Here is a 16,857-nt window from a genome sequence, read left to right as displayed (position 1 = left end):
CCCGTTGATCCGCCAGCCTTTTCCCGTCTCATCGGGGGAGGGAAAGCATGCGTCTCAGCTGGCCGGAAATTCGTGCGAACGCGGCGCATTTTTCGGAGGAATGGCACGGCAAGGGCTATGAAAAGGGCCAGACCCACAGTTTCTACGACGAGTTCTTCGCCATTTTCGGCGTCCCCCGCAAACAGGTGGCATCCTACGAACATCGGGTAAAGGCACTCGATCCGCGCCGGACCGGCGGCTTCATCGACCTGTTCTGGCCCGGCATGCTGATCGTCGAGCAGAAGAGCATCGGCCGCAATCTCGACCGCGCCATGACGCAGGCGCTCGATTATCATGACTGGCTGCCGGAGGCGCAGCGGCCGCGCCATATGATGGTGTGCGATTTCCAGCGGTTCGAACTGCTCGACCTGGAAACGCGGCGGCACTGGCACTTCCCGCTGCCCGACCTCAAACGCCATGTCGAAGCGTTCGACTTCATCCTGGGCGCCAAGCCGCAATTGCTGCGCAACCAGTCGCCGGTCAATCGCAAGGCGACCGACCTGATGGGGCGCCTGCACAATGCGCTGGCCGCCCAGGGCTATGTCGGTCACGATCTGGAACGGCTGCTCGTGCGCCTGCTCTTCATCCTCTTCGCCGACGACACCGGCATATTCGAACGACGCGAGCAATTCCTCCTCTTCCTCGAAACCCGGACCAGCGCCGATGGCGGCGACCTGGGCCGCTGGTTGATCGAATTGTTCGAGATACTCGACACCCCGCCCGATCGGCGACAGCGCGGGCTGGACGCCGACCTCGCCGAATTTCCCTATATCAACGGCGCGCTCTTTTCCGGCCGCATCGCCACGCCCGTGTTCGACCGGGCTATGCGCCAGATGCTGATCGACGCCAGCATCTTCGACTGGGGAGAGGTATCGCCGGCCATTTTCGGATCTTTGTTCGAAAGTGTGATCGATAAAGTGTCTCGCCGGAAACAGGGCGCCCATTACACCCCCGAAGAGGCGATATTGAAAGTGATCGGCCCGCTGTTTCTGGACGATCTGCGCGCCGAGTTCGACCGCGCCTGCGCCTTGCGGTCCGGCCGGGACGCGGCGCTGCGCCGCTTGCAGGACAGGATGGTCGGCCTCAGCTTCCTCGATCCGGCCTGCGGCGCGGGCAATTTCCTGGTCGTCGCCTATCGCGAACTGCGCGAACTGGAGCGGGAGATCATTCGCGAGCGGCTGATCGCGGACGGCCCGGTGCAGCAGGTGCTGGACGTCGCCGACCTCACCCGGCTGAATGTCGATCGCTTCCACGGGATAGAGATCGACGAATTTCCCAGCCAGATCGCGCAGGTCGCGCTGTGGATGACCGACCATATCGCCAACACCCGGTTGGGTGAGGATTTCGGCCGCCCCTATGCCCGCATCCCGCTCGTCACCGCGCCCAATATCCGCCATGGCGACGCGCTGGAGATGGACTGGACGGACCTGCTGCCGCCCGACCGGTGCAGCTATATTTTCGGCAATCCGCCCTTCATCGGCGCCAAATATCAGACGGACATGCAGCGTGCACAGCTGCGCCGCATCGCCGCCCTGCCCGGATCGGGCGGCACGCTCGACTATGTCGCCGGATGGTTCGTGCAGGCCGCCCGCTTCGCCGCAGCCGGTGGCGCCCATATCGCCTTCGTCGCGACCAACAGCATCGTGCAGGGCTAACAGGTGGCGCAACTCTGGCCACTGCTCTTCCGCGAAGGGATGGAGATCGCCTTCGCCCACCGCCCCTTCGTCTGGCCCGGCCGGGCGGCGGTGCATTGCGTGATCGTCGGCCTCGCCTCGCAGGCCAGCGCGCCCAGGGAAAGGCGCCTGTTCAGCTATGCCGACGCGAAGGGCGCACCGGTGGAGACACGCCATGGCGCGCTGACCGCCTATCTGTTCGATGCCAGCGCGGCCGACCGCCAGTTGGTGGTGCGGGAGGAAGGCCGACCGATCAACGGAGCGCGGCGGATCATCAGCGGGTCACAACCGATCGATGGCGGACATCTCATCTTCAACGCGGATGAACGCGACGCGTTTCTGTCGCGGGATCCCGCGGCGCACCTATTCCTGCGGCCTTTTATGGGAGCCGAGGAATATCTGAACGGGGGCCAGCGCTGGATTCTGGCATTACACGATGTAGGTCCGGCCCAGCTAAAACAGATGCCGCATGTTCGCGATCGCCTCAGGCTGGTGCGCGAATTTCGACAACAAAGTCGGCGCGCCAGTACGATCGCGATCGCAGAAACGCCCTCCAAGTTCAACGTCACGGTCGTTCCCGATGCGCCGTTCCTCGCCATTCCCGAAGTGAGTTCGGAACGGCGCGACTATATACCGATTGGCTGGCTGGAGCCGCCTGTCATCCCATCCAACAAGTTGCGATTGCTGCCGGATGCGACGCTCTGGGACTTCGCCCTTCTCACTAGCAGAATGCACATGGCGTGGAGCATCCAGGTCGGGGGCCGACTGAAAAGCGACTATCAATATAGCATCGGCCTCAACTATAATTGCTTCCCATGGCCTGATGCGACGCCCATTCAGCGCACCCATGTAGAAGCATTCGCACAAGCCATTCTCGACGCCCGAACCCTGCCCAAAAATGCCGGCTCCACTTTGGCCGACCTTTACGATCCCGACACGATGCCGATCGAATTGCGCCGTGCGCATCGCGATCTCGATCAGGCGGTGGACCGACTCTATCGCCGGGCGTCCTTCCCGTCCGACCGGGCGCGGGTAGAGCATCTCTTCACCCTGTATCAGCAACTCGCCAGCCAATAATGTCGAGCTGTCCTACAGGCCCGAAAAATGCCTATATTCGGCATGTCTCCAGCACCATCGCACCGCGCAAGCCTATGTCCGAAATAGGAATTTTAATGACAAAATATGCGGGAAATGTGCGAAGTTAAGGCCCCGCTTGCCGCCTCCTGAAGCCAGGCCTATAGCCCGCGCCATGACCGCCGAACCCTATGCCAAGCAGCTTGCCGCGCTGGAGTCGCGCGGGCGGTTGCGCCGCCTGATCCCGCGCGCCGGCCGCGACTTCGCTTCCAACGATTATCTGGGCCTGGCCGGCGATCCGATCATCGCCCAGGCCGTCGCCGACGCGATCGGGCGCGGCGTGCCGGTGGGATCGGGCGGATCGCGCCTGCTGCGCGGCAATGCGCCCGAACATGAAGGGCTGGAGGCGAAGGCCGCCGACTTCTTCCGCACGCAAGGCGCGCTGTTCGTAGCCAATGGCTATGTCGGCAATCTGGCGCTGTTCTCGACTTTGCCCCAGCGCGGCGACCTGATCGTCGCGGACGAGCTGATCCACGCCAGCGCCCATGACGGCATGCGCATGAGCAAGGCGCAGGCCGTCTTCGCCCGCCATAATGACGTGCAGAGCTTCACCGACCTGATCGTCGGCTGGCGCAAGGAGGGCGGCACCGGCCGCATCTGGATCGCGGTCGAGACGCTCTATTCGATGGACGGCGACATGGCGCCGCTGTCCGACCTCGCCAAGCTGGCGGCCACCCATGGCGGGATGCTGCTGCTGGACGAAGCGCATGGCACCGGCGTGTTTGGTCCCGGTGGTCGCGGCCTGTCGGCGGGGCTGGACGGGCTGCACAATGTCATCACGCTGCACACCTGCGGCAAGGCGATGGGGACGGAGGGCGCGCTGATCTGCGGCCCGCGCATCCATATCGAATATCTGATCAACCGCGCCCGCGCCTTCATCTTCTCGACCGCGCCCTCGCCGCTGATGGCGGTGGCGGCATCGGCCGCGCTCGACCGGATCGAACAGGCGAGCGACCTGCGCGACCGGCTGAAGACCTTGCGACAGGATGCTGCCGAAGCGATCTGTGCGCCATTGGGCCTGCCCGCGCCGCGCAGCCAGATCGTCCCGGTGATATTGGGCGACGACGTGCGCACCATGGCGGTGGCCACCGCCTTGCAGCAGGCCGGCTTCGACGTGCGCGGCATCCGCCCGCCGACCGTACCGGCGGGCACCAGCCGTTTGCGCATATCCCTGACCCTGAATGTCGGGCGCAACGATGTCGCCGCGCTGGGCGAGGTGTTGCGAAAGGCGATGAAATGAGCGTGTTGATCGTCACCGGCACGGACACCGGCATCGGCAAGACCGTCTTCGCCGCAGGCCTGGCCGGCGCGTTGGGCGCTTATTATTGGAAACCGATCCAGGCCGGCGTCGATCCGGAGGGCGACAAGGAGACGGTCGCCGCCCTGTCCGGCCTGCCCTCGACACGCATCCTGCCCGAAGCCTTCCGCCTGACCACGCCTGCCTCCCCCCATCTGGCCGCGCGGATCGACGGCGTCACCATCGCGCTCGACCAGCTGCCGCTGCCCCAGGTGGACGGGCCGCTGGTGGTGGAGGGCGCCGGCGGCGTGCTGGTCCCCATTTCCGAAACGCTGCTGATGGCCGACCTGTTCGCCCATTGGGGCCAGCCGGTGATCCTGTGCGCCCGCACGGGGCTTGGCACCATCAATCACAGCCTGCTCAGCATAGAGGCGCTGCGATCGCGCGGCGCGCGGCTGGCCGGCATCGCCTTCATCGGCGATCCCCACGCGGAAAATGAGCGGATCGTGCCGGAACTGGCGGGTGTCCCCTCGCTCGGCCGGCTGCCGCATCTGGACAGGCTCGATCCGGCATCGCTGGCGGCGGCGTTCGCGGCGAACATCCGACTGCCCTGAAAAAGGCCCGCTCGTTTCGCGCATAGTCGAGAAACGGAACCACAGCGCCAGCCGCTTCTCGACCTTGGCCTGTCCTGAGCGCCTGCCTTGGCAAGCAGTCGAAGGGCTCGAAGCGAACGGAGCGGGCAGAAAGCCGGTAGGCGGCGACTAGCCTAATATTTCAACGGCCGACAATTTTCGACCAACGACATGGACAAGCCTGTTGCACGGGCGTTCAAGTCCCGGTCACGCCGGGCCTGCTACCGCTTGCCCATCTGTCACAAGCAAGGGATGCTTTGATGAAAACCCTCCTCATGGGCGCTGCCGCCACCGCGCTGGCGCTGGCCGCCACCATGGCGCAAGCCGATCAGCCCGCTACCCCCGCCGCCGCTTCGGCCAGCACGGCCAAGCCGACCTATGGCAGCTATGGTTTCGACGCGACCGGCATGGACGCGTCGGTCAAGCCCGGCGACGATTTCTACGACTATGCCAATGGCACCTGGGCGAAGAACACGCCGATCCCGGCCGATAAGTCCAATTATGGCGCGTTCAATACGCTGGACGACCTGTCGCGCGAGCGCACCAAGGGCATATTGGAAGCGGCCAAGTCCGATCCCAACAGCAAGATCGGCGCGGCCTATGCCAGCTATCTGGACAGCGCCACCGTCGAAAAGCAGGGCCTGACCCCGATCAAGCCCTGGCTGGCCGAGATCAAGGCGATCAAGGACCAGAAGGGCTATGCGCTGATCGCGGCCAAGGCGGCACGCGCCGGCATCGACGGACCGTTCCGCTTCTATGTCGGGCAGGACGACAAGGATCCCGAAACCTACATCCTGTCCATGGGCCAAAGTGGCCTGGGCCTGCCCGATCGCGACTATTATCTGGATCAGGACGCCAAGATGGCGGCGATCCGCACCGCCTATGTCGCGCATCTGGAACAGATGCTGACGCTGGCGGGCGAAAGCGATGCCAAGGCGCGCGCCGCCGCACTGATGGCTTTCGAGACGGACATCGCCAAGGTTCACTGGACCCAGGTCGACAGCCGCGACGCGGACAAGACCTATAACAAGATGACGCTGGCCGAACTGCAAAAGGCCGCGCCCGGCTTCGACTTCGCCGCTTTCTACAAGGCGAACGGCCTGACCCCCGCCAGCCTGCTGGTCGCCCAGCCCAGCGCCATCACCGGCGAAGCCGCGCTGATCGCCAAGGCGCCTGTCGGCGTGCTGAAGGACGCGCTGCTGCTGCGCACCCTGCACGGTTTTGCCGACAAGCTGCCCGAAAATATCGCGAACGCCGACTTCGCCTTCTACGGCACCACCCTGTCGGGCACGCCGGAACGCGAAGCGCGCTGGAAGCGCGGCGTCGATTTCCTGAAGGAATCGCTCGGCGAAGAAGTGGGCAAGGCCTATGTCGCGCAATATTTCCCGCCCGAAACCAAGGCGGCGATGGACGTGCTGGTCAAGAATGTGCTCGCCGCCATGGGCCGCCGCATCGACGCGCTGCCGTGGATGAGCGACACGGCCAAGGCGCGCGCGCACAAGAAGCTGGCCGCTTTCACCCCCAAGATCGGCTATCCCGACAAGTGGCGCGACTATGCCGGCCTGACCATCAAGGGCGGCGACCTGTTCGGCAATGCGCTGCGCTCGAACCAGTTCGAGTTCGACTATAATATCGGCAAGCTGGGCAAGCCCATCTATCGCTGGGAATGGGGCATGACCCCGATGGAGATCAACGCCTATGCCAATTTCGGCATGGTGGAGATCGTTTTCCCCGCCGCCATCCTGCAACCGCCCTTCTTCGATCCCAAGGCGGACCCGGCGGTCAATTATGGCGGCATCGGCGCGGTGATCGGCCATGAACTGAGCCATCATTTCGACGATCAGGGCGCGAAATATGACGAGACGGGCAAGCTCAACCAGTGGTGGACCGATCAGGACGTCGCCAATTTCAAGGCGCTGACGGGCAAGTTGGGCGCACAATATGACGCCTATGAGCCGTTCCCCGGCGCGCATGTGAAGGGCGCCTTCACCATGGGTGAGAATATCGGCGATCTGGGCGGCCTGGCCGTGGCGCTCGACGCCTATCACGCCTCGCTGGGCGGCAAGCCTGCGCCGGTGATCGACGGCATGACCGGCGACCAGCGCTTCTTCCTGGGCTGGGCGCAGGTGTGGCGCCGCAACTATCGCGAGGCCAATCTGCGCCAGCGGCTGGTGACCGATCCGCACGCGCCGTCGCAATATCGCACCGACATCGTGCGCAATTTCGACGCCTGGTATGACGCGTTCAATCCCACGCCGGGCGGCAAAATCTATCTGGCGCCCAAGGATCGCGTGAAGATCTGGTAGGCTTGGAGCGTTTTCCGAGCAGGTGGAATCACCTGCTGACTCGGAAAACGCGACAAGCAAAAACTTAGCGCAGCCGAGCCGATGCAGTTGTGTCGAAAGCTGCGTCAGAACAGCGGCCCGGGTTCGACTACGAATCCGGGCCGCTATTTATTCCGCACCTGCGAATGGACGGTGCGACGAATGGCGCCTGTCGGGGGACGAGCCGTTTTGGCGAATCCTGTTACCTTTTGAATCGCACGGTTTGCCGTTGCGCCCTTTCCCGCCCGGAACGATTTCAACAGCTTGGCCGTCTGTTCATCAGCATACCGATCAAGAGGAGAAAAAAGTTGACGGGTCTGAAAACCACCGCTCTGCTGAAAACGGGCTTCGCATCGATCGCTCTGTTTGCAGCCTATCCCGCATTCGCGCAGGATGCCGCCGCACCGGCAGCAGCACCGGCCCCCGCCGCCCCTGCGGCTGGCGCCAGCAACTTCAGCGATAGCGACATCAAGCAATTCGCCGCCGCCGCGGTCGAAGTGACGAAGATCCAGTCGGACACGTCCATCGCCGAAGCGGACAAGCAGCCCAAGATGCTGGCCGCGCTCCAGGCATCGGGCCTGCCGCCCGAAAAGTTCAACCAGATCGGTCAGGCCGCCGCCGCCGACCCGGCGCTCCAGCAGCGTATTCAGGCCGCCGCGCCGCCGGCCCCAGCGGCTCCGGCAACGCCCGCTGCCCCGGCGCAGCCGAGCCAGCCGCAGCAGTAAGGCAATATAGGGAAGGGCCGGTCATCGACCGGCCCTTTTTCTTTGTGCGCACATGACGCGCCACACATGACCGGTCCGATTGTTCCCGACGGCCTGAAAAATATCGGGGGGTGACGGACGCATTTCGTGCCGTCTATTATGTTGCGATGCAGCAACAAGCTCTTTCCATCGCGCTGATCGGCATATTGGGGATCGGCGCGCAGTGGATCGCCTGGCGGACCGGCTGGCCTGCCATCGCGCTCATGCTGGCCGCCGGCGTCATCGGCGGCCCGGTGCTGGGCCTGATCCATCCCCATGCCGTCTTCGGCGACCTGCTGGAACCGATGGTGTCGGTCGCAGTCGCGCTGATCCTGTTCGAAGGCGGCCTCAGCCTCAATTTCCGCGAGTTGCGAAAAACCGACGGCGCGGTCATCCGGCTGGTGCTGCTGGGATCGCCGATCGGCTGGGTGCTGGGATCGCTGGCCTGCTATTATGTCGCGGGACTGGTCTGGCCCGTCGCCATCCTGTTTGCCGGCATATTGGTCGTGACCGGCCCGACCGTGGTGCTGCCGCTGCTGCGCCAGTCCAACGTCGCCGCCCGCCCCCGCGCCATCCTGAAATGGGAAGCGATCGTCAACGATCCAACCGGCGCGCTGCTGGGCGTGGTCACCTATGAATATCTGCGTCGTTCGGGCGAAGGCGGCACGTTGGCGTCCGTCATCCTGTCGCTGCTGGCCGCGGCGGTCATCGCCGGGCTGATCGGCTGGCTGGCTGCGCGCGCGCTCGGCTGGCTGTTTCCGCGCGGCCATGTGCCCGAATATCTCAAGGCCCCCGTGCTGCTGGTGTCGGTCATCAGCGTGTTCGTGGGATCGAACATGATCCAGCAGGAAACCGGGCTGCTGGCCGTCACGGTGATGGGCATCGCCCTGGCCAATATGCGGCTGGATTCGCTGCGCGACATTCAACCGTTCAAGGAAAATGTCACCGTCCTGCTGATTTCGGGCGTGTTCGTCATCCTCTCCGCCTCGCTCGACCTCAATGTCCTGCGGCAGTTCGAATGGCGGTTCCTGGCCTTCCTGCTGGCTCTGCTGTTCCTGGTGCGCCCGGCGACGGTCCTGCTCAGCCTCGCTTTCTCGCCCGTGCCATGGAATGAGCGCTTGCTGGTCGCCTGGATCGCGCCGCGCGGTATCGTTGCGGTCGCCATTTCCGGGCTGTTCGCGCTACGGCTCGATCGCCTGGGCTATAGCGACGGGTCGATCCTGGTCACCCTGTCCTTCTCCGTGGTGGTGGCGACGATCCTTTTCCACGGTTTTTCGATCAAGCCGGTGGCGCGACTGCTGAAGGTCACCGGCGCATCGGAACGCGGATTGCTGATCGTCGGCGCCACTCCCTTCAGCCTGGGCATGGCGGCCCAGCTGCGGCTACTGGACGTGCCGGTGACCATAGCCGACACCAGCTGGCAGCGGCTCGCCCCCGCACGGCATCAGGGCATTCCCACCTATCATGGGGAAATATTGTCGGAGGCGACCGAAGAACGTCTGGACCTGACCCGGTTCCAGGTATTGGCCGCGACCACCGATAACGAAGCCTATAACACGCTGGTCTGCAACGAATTCGCGCCGGAAATCGGGCGCGACAATGTCCATCAGCTGGGCGACGCCAGCGACGATGACGATCCGCGCACCTTGCCGGAATCGCTGCGGGGACGCGCGCTGTTCGCGTCGGGCCATGGGGTCGAGGATATCATGCAGCGTGAGGAGCAGGGCTGGCAATTCCGCAAGACGCGGATCAGCGAGCAGTTCGACTATGATGCCGCGCGCGCATCGCTGCCGGAGGATGGCGACATGCTGCTGCTGCTGCGGAAGAACGGCGCGCTGCGTTTCTTCACCCATGCGTCGCGCCCGACGCCCCAGCCGGGCGACACGATATTGTCCTATGTACCGCCGTCCCGTAAAAGGCCGAAAGGAGAGGAAGAATGACAAGATTTGCCCCGGCCGCGATCCTCCTGAGCGCCACGCTCGCCGCCTGCCAGCCGCCTGCGGACGGCAACGCGATCAACGCGGCGGACAATGCCGCCCATGGCGTGGATGCCAATGCCGCCGACAATGGAGGCGAACAGCCCCGCTCCATCCTGCGCCCGGACGTCGTACCGGAGGCTATGGAGGCGAAGGTCGAACCGGCCGATGCGCTGGTAAGTTTCGGAACATCCCCCATGGCGCTGGACGATGCCGCGAAGGCCGCGCTCGATACGCTGCTCGCCACCCCCGCGATCAAGGAAGGCGGCCCTGTCACGTTGCGGGGTCATAGCGATTCGCGCGGCAATGACGGCGACAACAAGGTGGCGTCCCGCATCCGGGCGGAAAGGGTCCGCGACTATCTGGTCGCAAAGGGCGTGGACAAGGGGCGGATCAGCATCGTCGCCCTGGGTGAAGCGCGCCCCGCCGCGCCCAATGCGACCGAAGATGGCAAGGATGATCCGGAAGGCCGGGCGAAAAATCGCCGCGTGGAGGTGCATGTCGCACTGCCCACCATCATGGTGCCGCCCCCCGTCGTCGCCAACCAGGCCGATCCGGCACAGGCAAGCGCGCAGGCAGGGTCAAAGCCGTAGAAATTGCGCGCGGCGGGGCTTAAAGCCCCATCATGACCTCTCCCGTCTGGCACCCCTTCACCCAGCATGGCTTGAACGAGCCGATCCCTCATGTCGTGCGGGCGCAGGGGGCGACGCTGCACCTGGCCGATGGCAGCACGCTGATCGACGCGATTTCCAGCTGGTGGGTGACGACGCACGGCCATTGCCACCCGCGCATCGCCGCCGCCATTGCGCAGCAGGCGAGCCAGCTCGACCAGCTGATCTTCGCCGCCTACACCCATGAGCCGGCCGAGGAGGTCGCCCGCGGCCTGATCGCCATGGCGCCCCGCGCCGACGGCCAGCCCGCACTCGCCCATGTCTTCTATTCCGACAGCGGATCGACGGCGGTCGAGGTCGCGTTGAAGATGGCGCTGGGTTACTGGCATAATCTGGCGCTGGATGGCCTGGCCGAAGCGCGCAGCCGCATCCTCGTCCTCGACCATAGCTATCATGGCGACACGATCGGCACGATGTCGATCGGCGAGCGCGGCGTCTACAACGCCGCCTGGCAGCCTTTGCTGTTCGATGTCGGTACCATCCCCTTCCCCGCGCCGGGTCATGAACAGGCTTGCCTCGCCGCGCTAGCGGCCGCCTGCGCCGAAAAGCCCGCCGCCTTCATCGTCGAGCCATTGTTACTTGGCGCCGGGGGCATGCTGCTCTATTCCCCGGATATACTCCGCGAGATGGCGGCGATCTGCCGCCGCCATGACGTGTTGTTCATCGCGGACGAGGTGATGACCGGCTGGGGCCGCACCGGCACGCTCTTCGCCTGCGAACAGGCAGGCGTCGTGCCAGACATCATGGCCGTGGCGAAGGGCATTACCGGTGGCGCGATTCCGCTGGCCGCGACGCTGGCGACCGCGCCGATCTTCGACGCGCATCTGTCCACGGACCGTGCGCGGCTCTTCTACCATTCGTCCAGCTACACCGCCAACGCCATCGCCTGCGCCGCCGCCGCCGCGAATCTCGCCATCTGGCGGGAAGAGGATGTGCTGGGCCGCATCGCCACGCTGGCCGACGGCATCGCCACGCGACTCGGCATATTGGCGGCGCACCCCGCCTTCGCCAATCCGCGCCAGCTGGGCACGATCGCCGCGATCGACCTGGTCGCCGCCGACGCGGGCTACCTGTCGGACCTCGCCCCGCGCCTGCGCGCTTTCTTCCTGGAACGCGGCCTCTTGCTAAGGCCGCTGGGCAACACCATCTATCTGATGCCGCCTTATTGCCTGGACGCCGATCAGCTCGATCGGCTGTTCGCGGCGCTCGCCGAAGCCGGCGATTCATTCGGCATGCAACCCTGACTTTCATTTTCCGCAGTTTGGCGCTATGGCGGCGCGATTTTGCGAATTCGGGATAATATGGCTAAAGAAGAACTGCTTGAAATGCGCGGACAGGTTGTGGAGCTTCTCCCCAACGCCATGTTCCGTGTCCGGCTTGAAAATGACCACGAAATTCTCGGCCACACCGCCGGCAAGATGCGCAAGAATCGCATCCGCGTGCTGGTGGGTGACGAAGTGCTTGTCGAGCTGACCCCTTACGACCTGACCAAGGGTCGGATCACGTACCGCTTCAAATAAGCCGGCAGGTGATGCGGCTTATTCTAGCTTCGGCTTCTCCCAGACGGCGTGACCTTCTGGGCCAGATTTGCGTCGTCCCCGATGCGGTGGACCCTGCGGATATCGACGAAACACCCCGGAAGGCAGAAATGCCGGCCGCCTATGCTGCGCGCGTGGCGGCGGAAAAGGGCGTGGCGGTGGCCGCGCGCCACCCCGGCGCCCTGATCCTGTCCGGCGACACGGTCGTGGCCGTGGGCCGCCGCATATTGCCCAAGACGGAAAGCGAGGAAGAGGCGCATCGCTGCCTTACCCTGCTGTCCGGGCGACGGCATCAGGTGTTCAGCGCGATCACGCTGATCGATGGCGAAGGTCGCACATGGCATCGCCTGTCGTCCAATATCGTCATCTTCAAACGGCTGGAGCAGGCGGAGATCGACGCCTATATTGCCAGCGACGAATGGCGCGGCAAGGCCGGCGGCTATGCGATCCAGGGTCGCGCCGCGGGCCTCATCCGCACGATACAGGGCAGCCATAGCGCGATCATGGGCCTGCCGCTTTACGAAACCCGCACGCTGCTGAAAGCGGCCGGATACGCACTGGATTAAAGTGATTTCTAGGGAAATGGTACATTTCCCGGCTCGGAAATCACGATCAACAGGAAAATACTGATGGCCGAATGGCTTTATGAAGAAGGCATTGGCGAGGCCCGCGCCGCGCTGATCGAAAAGGGCAAGCTGGTCGAGGCGCTGATCGAGCGTGACGGCGACGTGATTCGTCCCGGCGCAGTGGCGCAGGGCCGCCTGGTCGCAACCCTCATTCCCAAGAAGCGCGGCGTCGTGCGGCTGATCTCGGGCGAGGAAGTGCTGCTGGAGCCGATCCCGCCCCGCCTGTCCGAAGGCGCCAACGTGCTGGTCGAGATCATCCGTGAGGCGATCGCCGAGGAAGGCCGCCCCAAGCGCGCCAAGGGCCGCATGCCCCAGCCCGGATCGAAGCCCCATGCCGGCCCCAGCCTGTTGCAGCGCATCCGCGCCACCGGCACGCCCGTCGTCCCCTGCCCCGCGCATGAGGAGGATAAGCTGGAAGCCTATGGCTGGAGCGAGTTGATGGACGAGGCGATCAGTGGCGAAGTCGGCGCCGAGGATGCCGCGCTGCGCCTGTTCCTGACGCCTGCCATGGTGCTGATCGATGTCGACGGGTCGCTCCCCCCCGCGCAGCTTGGCCCCAAGGGCGCGAAGCTGGCGGCGCAGGCGGTGCGGCGCATGGGCCTTTCCGGCTCGATCGGCATCGATCTGCCGACGATGAACAACAAGGACGAGCGGATGGTCGCTGCCGCTCAGGTCGACAAATTCCTGCCCCTCCCCTTCGAGCGCACGGCCGTCAATGGCTTCGGCTTCCTTCAGATCATCCGCCGCCGCGAGCGCGCGAATCTGATGGAATTGCTGCGCGAAGACCCGGTGCTGACCGCCGCGCTGGCGCTGCTGCGCCGGGCGGAACGCCATGGTCAGGGCGGCGCCGCCACCATCACCGCCGCGCCCGCGATCATCGACCTGCTGCACAAGCGGACCGACTGGATCGAATTGCTGGCCAAGCGTCGGGGCGGCGCGGTGACGCTCAAGGCCGAGGCTGCGCTCGACCTGGCGGGCGGCCATGTCGCCTAAACCCGCCGCCTGCCCGGTGTGCGACCAGCCTTCGCAGGCCGCGACCCGCCCATTTTGCAGCCCCGCCTGCCGGGATCGCGACCTGCTGCAATGGCTGGGCGAAGGCTATCGCGTCCCCGGCCCGCCCGCCGATAGCGACATGCAAAAAAACGGTAATTATGGGCTGGACAGCGAGCCGGATTGACGCTTATAGGCACGCCTCCATCCGGCGGACGCCTCCGCCGTTGACCCGATGCCCGGGTAGCTCAGTTGGTAGAGCATGCGATTGAAAATCGCAGTGTCGGCGGTTCGAATCCGTCCCCGGGCACCACAAACCTCCTCGACTGACCATCCGCCTCGCAAAGCGGTTCACGGCTTGCTTACCATTATCTGCTAATGGCCGCAGTCATGAAGACGGTTGATCCCCCTATACCATCGCTCCCCAAATCCGCCGTCAGCCATGGGGTCGGCATCGCCGGGCTTGTCGGGCTTGGCCTGTGGACGCTGGTGGCGCGGCATTATGGCATGGACGGGCCCAATGCGGGCCTGACTGCCGTGGTAGCCTGCGGGCTGCCGATGGTGCTGTGGTCGCTGATCGTCGACAAGGTGCATCGCAACGCATCCACCGGGATCGACTGGAAAGCGCCCGCGCGCACCGTGCGCGACGTGATGGACATCAGCATCGTCAAGATTGCAGGCCTGTGGGCGACCTGGCTGGCCATCGCGACCTTCTATTGCATCGCGCGCTGGTACTGGTCCGGCAATTATCGCTTTTCCATGGACCTGTTCATGGGCGCCGCGCCCTGGCTGCTGGCGCTGTCCATCCCCTATATCCTGTGGATCGACCGGCGGTTGGTGGAGCCCAAGGACGCCTCCTACAGTTTTGGCCAATGGATCATCGGCGGCGTCGCGGGGCAGGCGGACATGGTCCAGGTCGCCCATCACGCCCGCGCCTGGGCGGTGAAGGGCTTCTTCCTCGCCTTCATGGTGTCGATCGTGCCGGGCAATTTCGCCAGCGTGGTGGATTGGCGGATCGAGGATGCCTTCGCCCATCCGGTGGCGATGGCGGGCTTCCTGATCGCGGTCATGTTCATGATTGACGTCTGCCTGGCGACGGTCGGCTATATGCTGACCTTCAAGCCGCTGGATTCGCATATCCGCACCGCCAACCCCTATCTGGGCGGCTGGCTGGCGGCGCTCATGTGCTACCCGCCCTTCGTTCTGATGGGTGGTGGCGGGCCGCTCGATTATCATGCCGGCGGCGCGGAATGGGATTATTGGACGCAGAATATGCCCGCGCTGCAATGGTTGCTGGGCGGCTGGCTGGTGCTGCTGACCGGCCTTTATGCCTGGGCGACGGTGGCGTTCGGCCTGCGCTTTTCCAACCTCACCCATCGCGGCATATTGACCCACGGCCCCTATCGCTGGACGCGCCACCCGGCCTATCTGGCCAAGAATCTCTTCTGGTGGTTTTCCGCCCTGCCCTTTTTGGCGGTGTCGGGCAGCCTGACCGACATGGTGCGCAACTGCGCCATGCTGGCCCTCACCAACGCCGTCTATTATTGGCGCGCGAAGACGGAGGAGCAGCATCTGTCCGCCGACCCCGACTATCGCGCCTATAGCGCATGGATGGAGCACAACGCCCCCGTGCCGCGCTTCTTCGCCTGGATGACGGGGAAGAAGCACGAGACGATGGCGGCTACCGCGCAGCCGGCGGAATAGGATGGCGTACTCCGGCGAAGGCCGGAGTCCAGTTCCACCGTGGCGCTGTACATAGAGGGCAGAACTGGATTCCGGCCTTCGCCGGAAAACCGCATTTCCTAGAAGCTTTCCTCGTCATAGACGCGGCCAAGGTCGCCCTGCCACTGCCCATGATAGCGTTCCAGCAGCCGTTCGGCGTTGGTCTTGCCCGATGCGACCACCTCGTCGAGGAAGGACAGATAGCCCGTCTCATTGTCGCCAGCGCCGTTCAGGCGGCCACGCGCGGTGAGGCCCGACCGGGCGATATCGACCACCTGACCCGCAATGTCGCGCAGTTTCCGTCCGCCACCGATCGGCGCGTCCAGGCCCAGCTTGGGCACGGAGTCGCGCAGCGTCTGCCGTTCCTCCATGGTCCAGTCCTTGACCACGTCCCACGCCGCGTCGAGCGCGCCTTGGTCGTAGAGCAGCCCGACCCATAGCGCCGGCAGCGCGCAGATGCGGTTCCAAGGTCCACCATCGGCGCCGCGCATTTCCAGGAAGCTCTTCATTCGCACTTCGGGGAAGGCGGTGGACAGATGATCCTCCCAATCCTTCTCGGTCGGCTTTTCGCCCGGCAGGACGGCGAGTTTCCCGTTCAGAAAGTCGCGGAAACTATGGCCTGCCGCGTCGATATATTTGCCGTCGCGGTAGACGAAATACATCGGCACATCGAGCGCATAGTCGGCATAGCGTTCGTAGCCGAAGCCATCTTCGAACACGAAGGGCAGCATGCCGGTGCGGCCCGGATCGGTGTCCGACCAGATATGGCTGCGATAGGAGAGGAAGCCGTTGGGCTTGCCTTCCGTAAACGGCGAATTGGCGAACAGCGCGGTCGCGAGCGGTTGCAAGGCCAGCGACACACGGAATTTCTGCGCCATGTCCGCCTCGCTGCCATAGTCGAGGTTGGTCTGGATGGTGCAGGTGCGCAGCATCATGTCCAGGCCCATCGACCCCACGCGCGGCATGTGCCGCAGCATGATCTCATAGCGGCCCTTGGGCATGATCGGCAGCTCTGCGCGCGTCTTGTCCGGCCACATGCCAAGGCCAAGGAAGCCCAGGCCCAGCATGTCGCCGACATATTTCACCTGCTCCAGATGACGGCCGGTTTCGGCGCAGGTCTGATGGAGATTGTCGAGCGGCGCGCCGCTCAGTTCCAGCTGCCCCGCCGGCTCCAGGCTGATCGTGCCGTCGGTGCCGGACAAAGCGATGATATTCTCGCCCTCGAACACCGGGTTCCAGCCATAGCGGGTCAGGCCGATCAGCAGCGTGTGGATGCCGCCCATCTCCTCATAGGAAGGGGCGTGATGATCCTTGCGGCTATAGACGAATTTCTCGTGCTCGGTCCCGATCCGCCAGCGTTCCTTGGGCTTTTCACCCTTGGAAAAGGCCGCGATCAACTGGTCGCGATTCTCGATGACGGGATCATGATCCCCTGAGTCTGTTCTGGTGCTCATGCCCCGCCCTTACTGCTTCCCCTCGGCCCGTCAAACAAAGTCGGGCGATCACCACATAGGGCTTGCCTATAATGGCTTCAATCCAATAGCGGAATGAA

14 protein-coding genes, 1 tRNA gene and 1 pseudogene are annotated in these 16,857 nt (G+C 64.5%); 15 read left to right on the top strand and 1 reads right to left on the bottom strand.

The window, feature by feature from the left end; all coding sequences use genetic code 11:
* Positions 1 to 47: 47 nt before the first annotated feature.
* The 15 genes and pseudogenes from F4U95_RS06855 to F4U95_RS06780 form a co-directional block, all read left to right on the top strand.
* Positions 48 to 1,835, top strand: a pseudogene (locus tag F4U95_RS06855) (DNA methyltransferase); the annotation flags it as partial.
* Between the two features lie 39 nt (positions 1,836 to 1,874).
* A complete protein-coding gene (locus tag F4U95_RS06850) occupies positions 1,875 to 2,789 on the top strand; it encodes a type IIL restriction-modification enzyme MmeI (protein ID WP_343032328.1) in 915 nt (304 codons plus the stop codon).
* 172 nt (positions 2,790 to 2,961) lie between these two features.
* Entirely contained in the window at positions 2,962 to 4,086 is a 1,125-nt protein-coding gene (locus F4U95_RS06845) for an 8-amino-7-oxononanoate synthase (protein WP_150425101.1), read from the top strand.
* Positions 4,083 to 4,697 (top strand): dethiobiotin synthase, encoded by a 615-nt coding sequence (gene bioD, locus F4U95_RS06840; RefSeq protein WP_150425100.1) that lies wholly within the window; start codon positions 4,083 to 4,085, stop codon positions 4,695 to 4,697. The genes F4U95_RS06845 and bioD overlap by 4 nt, the downstream gene beginning before the upstream one ends.
* A gap of 278 nt (positions 4,698 to 4,975) precedes the next feature.
* Positions 4,976 to 7,021: a M13 family metallopeptidase gene (locus F4U95_RS06830; RefSeq protein WP_150425099.1), complete on the top strand. Its 2,046-nt coding sequence runs from the start codon at positions 4,976 to 4,978 to the stop codon at positions 7,019 to 7,021.
* A gap of 326 nt (positions 7,022 to 7,347) precedes the next feature.
* Positions 7,348 to 7,764 (top strand): DUF4168 domain-containing protein, encoded by a 417-nt coding sequence (locus F4U95_RS06825; protein ID WP_150425098.1) that lies wholly within the window; start codon positions 7,348 to 7,350, stop codon positions 7,762 to 7,764.
* A 146-nt stretch (positions 7,765 to 7,910) separates the two neighbouring features.
* Positions 7,911 to 9,722: a cation:proton antiporter gene (locus F4U95_RS06820; protein WP_120252269.1), complete on the top strand. Its 1,812-nt coding sequence runs from the start codon at positions 7,911 to 7,913 to the stop codon at positions 9,720 to 9,722.
* Positions 9,719 to 10,351: an OmpA family protein gene (locus F4U95_RS06815; RefSeq protein ID WP_150425097.1), complete on the top strand. Its 633-nt coding sequence runs from the start codon at positions 9,719 to 9,721 to the stop codon at positions 10,349 to 10,351. The genes F4U95_RS06820 and F4U95_RS06815 overlap by 4 nt, the downstream gene beginning before the upstream one ends.
* 32 nt (positions 10,352 to 10,383) lie before the next feature.
* Entirely contained in the window at positions 10,384 to 11,673 is a 1,290-nt protein-coding gene (locus F4U95_RS06810; RefSeq protein ID WP_150425096.1) for an adenosylmethionine--8-amino-7-oxononanoate transaminase, read from the top strand.
* Between the two features lie 57 nt (positions 11,674 to 11,730).
* Positions 11,731 to 11,949 (top strand): translation initiation factor IF-1, encoded by a 219-nt coding sequence (infA, locus tag F4U95_RS06805; RefSeq protein WP_003049127.1) that lies wholly within the window; start codon positions 11,731 to 11,733, stop codon positions 11,947 to 11,949.
* An 11-nt stretch (positions 11,950 to 11,960) separates the two neighbouring features.
* Positions 11,961 to 12,533, top strand: a complete 573-nt coding sequence (locus F4U95_RS06800; protein WP_150425095.1) for a Maf family protein — start codon at positions 11,961 to 11,963, stop codon at positions 12,531 to 12,533.
* Between the two features lie 63 nt (positions 12,534 to 12,596).
* Positions 12,597 to 13,586, top strand: a complete 990-nt coding sequence (locus F4U95_RS06795) for a ribonuclease (RefSeq protein ID WP_150425094.1) — start codon at positions 12,597 to 12,599, stop codon at positions 13,584 to 13,586.
* Positions 13,576 to 13,770: a DNA gyrase inhibitor YacG gene (locus F4U95_RS06790; protein ID WP_150425093.1), complete on the top strand. Its 195-nt coding sequence runs from the start codon at positions 13,576 to 13,578 to the stop codon at positions 13,768 to 13,770. The genes F4U95_RS06795 and F4U95_RS06790 overlap by 11 nt, the downstream gene beginning before the upstream one ends.
* 50 nt (positions 13,771 to 13,820) lie before the next feature.
* Positions 13,821 to 13,896 (top strand) — tRNA-Phe (locus F4U95_RS06785).
* A 77-nt stretch (positions 13,897 to 13,973) separates the two neighbouring features.
* Positions 13,974 to 15,287: a methyltransferase family protein gene (locus tag F4U95_RS06780; protein ID WP_150425092.1), complete on the top strand. Its 1,314-nt coding sequence runs from the start codon at positions 13,974 to 13,976 to the stop codon at positions 15,285 to 15,287.
* A gap of 98 nt (positions 15,288 to 15,385) precedes the next feature.
* Here the strand turns inward: F4U95_RS06780 and F4U95_RS06775 are convergent, their stop codons facing one another.
* Entirely contained in the window at positions 15,386 to 16,759 is a 1,374-nt protein-coding gene (locus F4U95_RS06775; RefSeq protein ID WP_150425091.1) for a glutamate--cysteine ligase, read from the bottom strand.
* Between the last annotated feature and the right edge of the window lie 98 nt (positions 16,760 to 16,857).

This window comes from Sphingobium limneticum (assembly GCF_008710165.1).
Taxonomy (GTDB): Bacteria; Pseudomonadota; Alphaproteobacteria; order Sphingomonadales; family Sphingomonadaceae; genus Sphingobium; species Sphingobium limneticum.
Note: the sequence above shows the minus strand (reverse complement) of the source record. Positions and strands in the feature narration are given on the sequence as shown.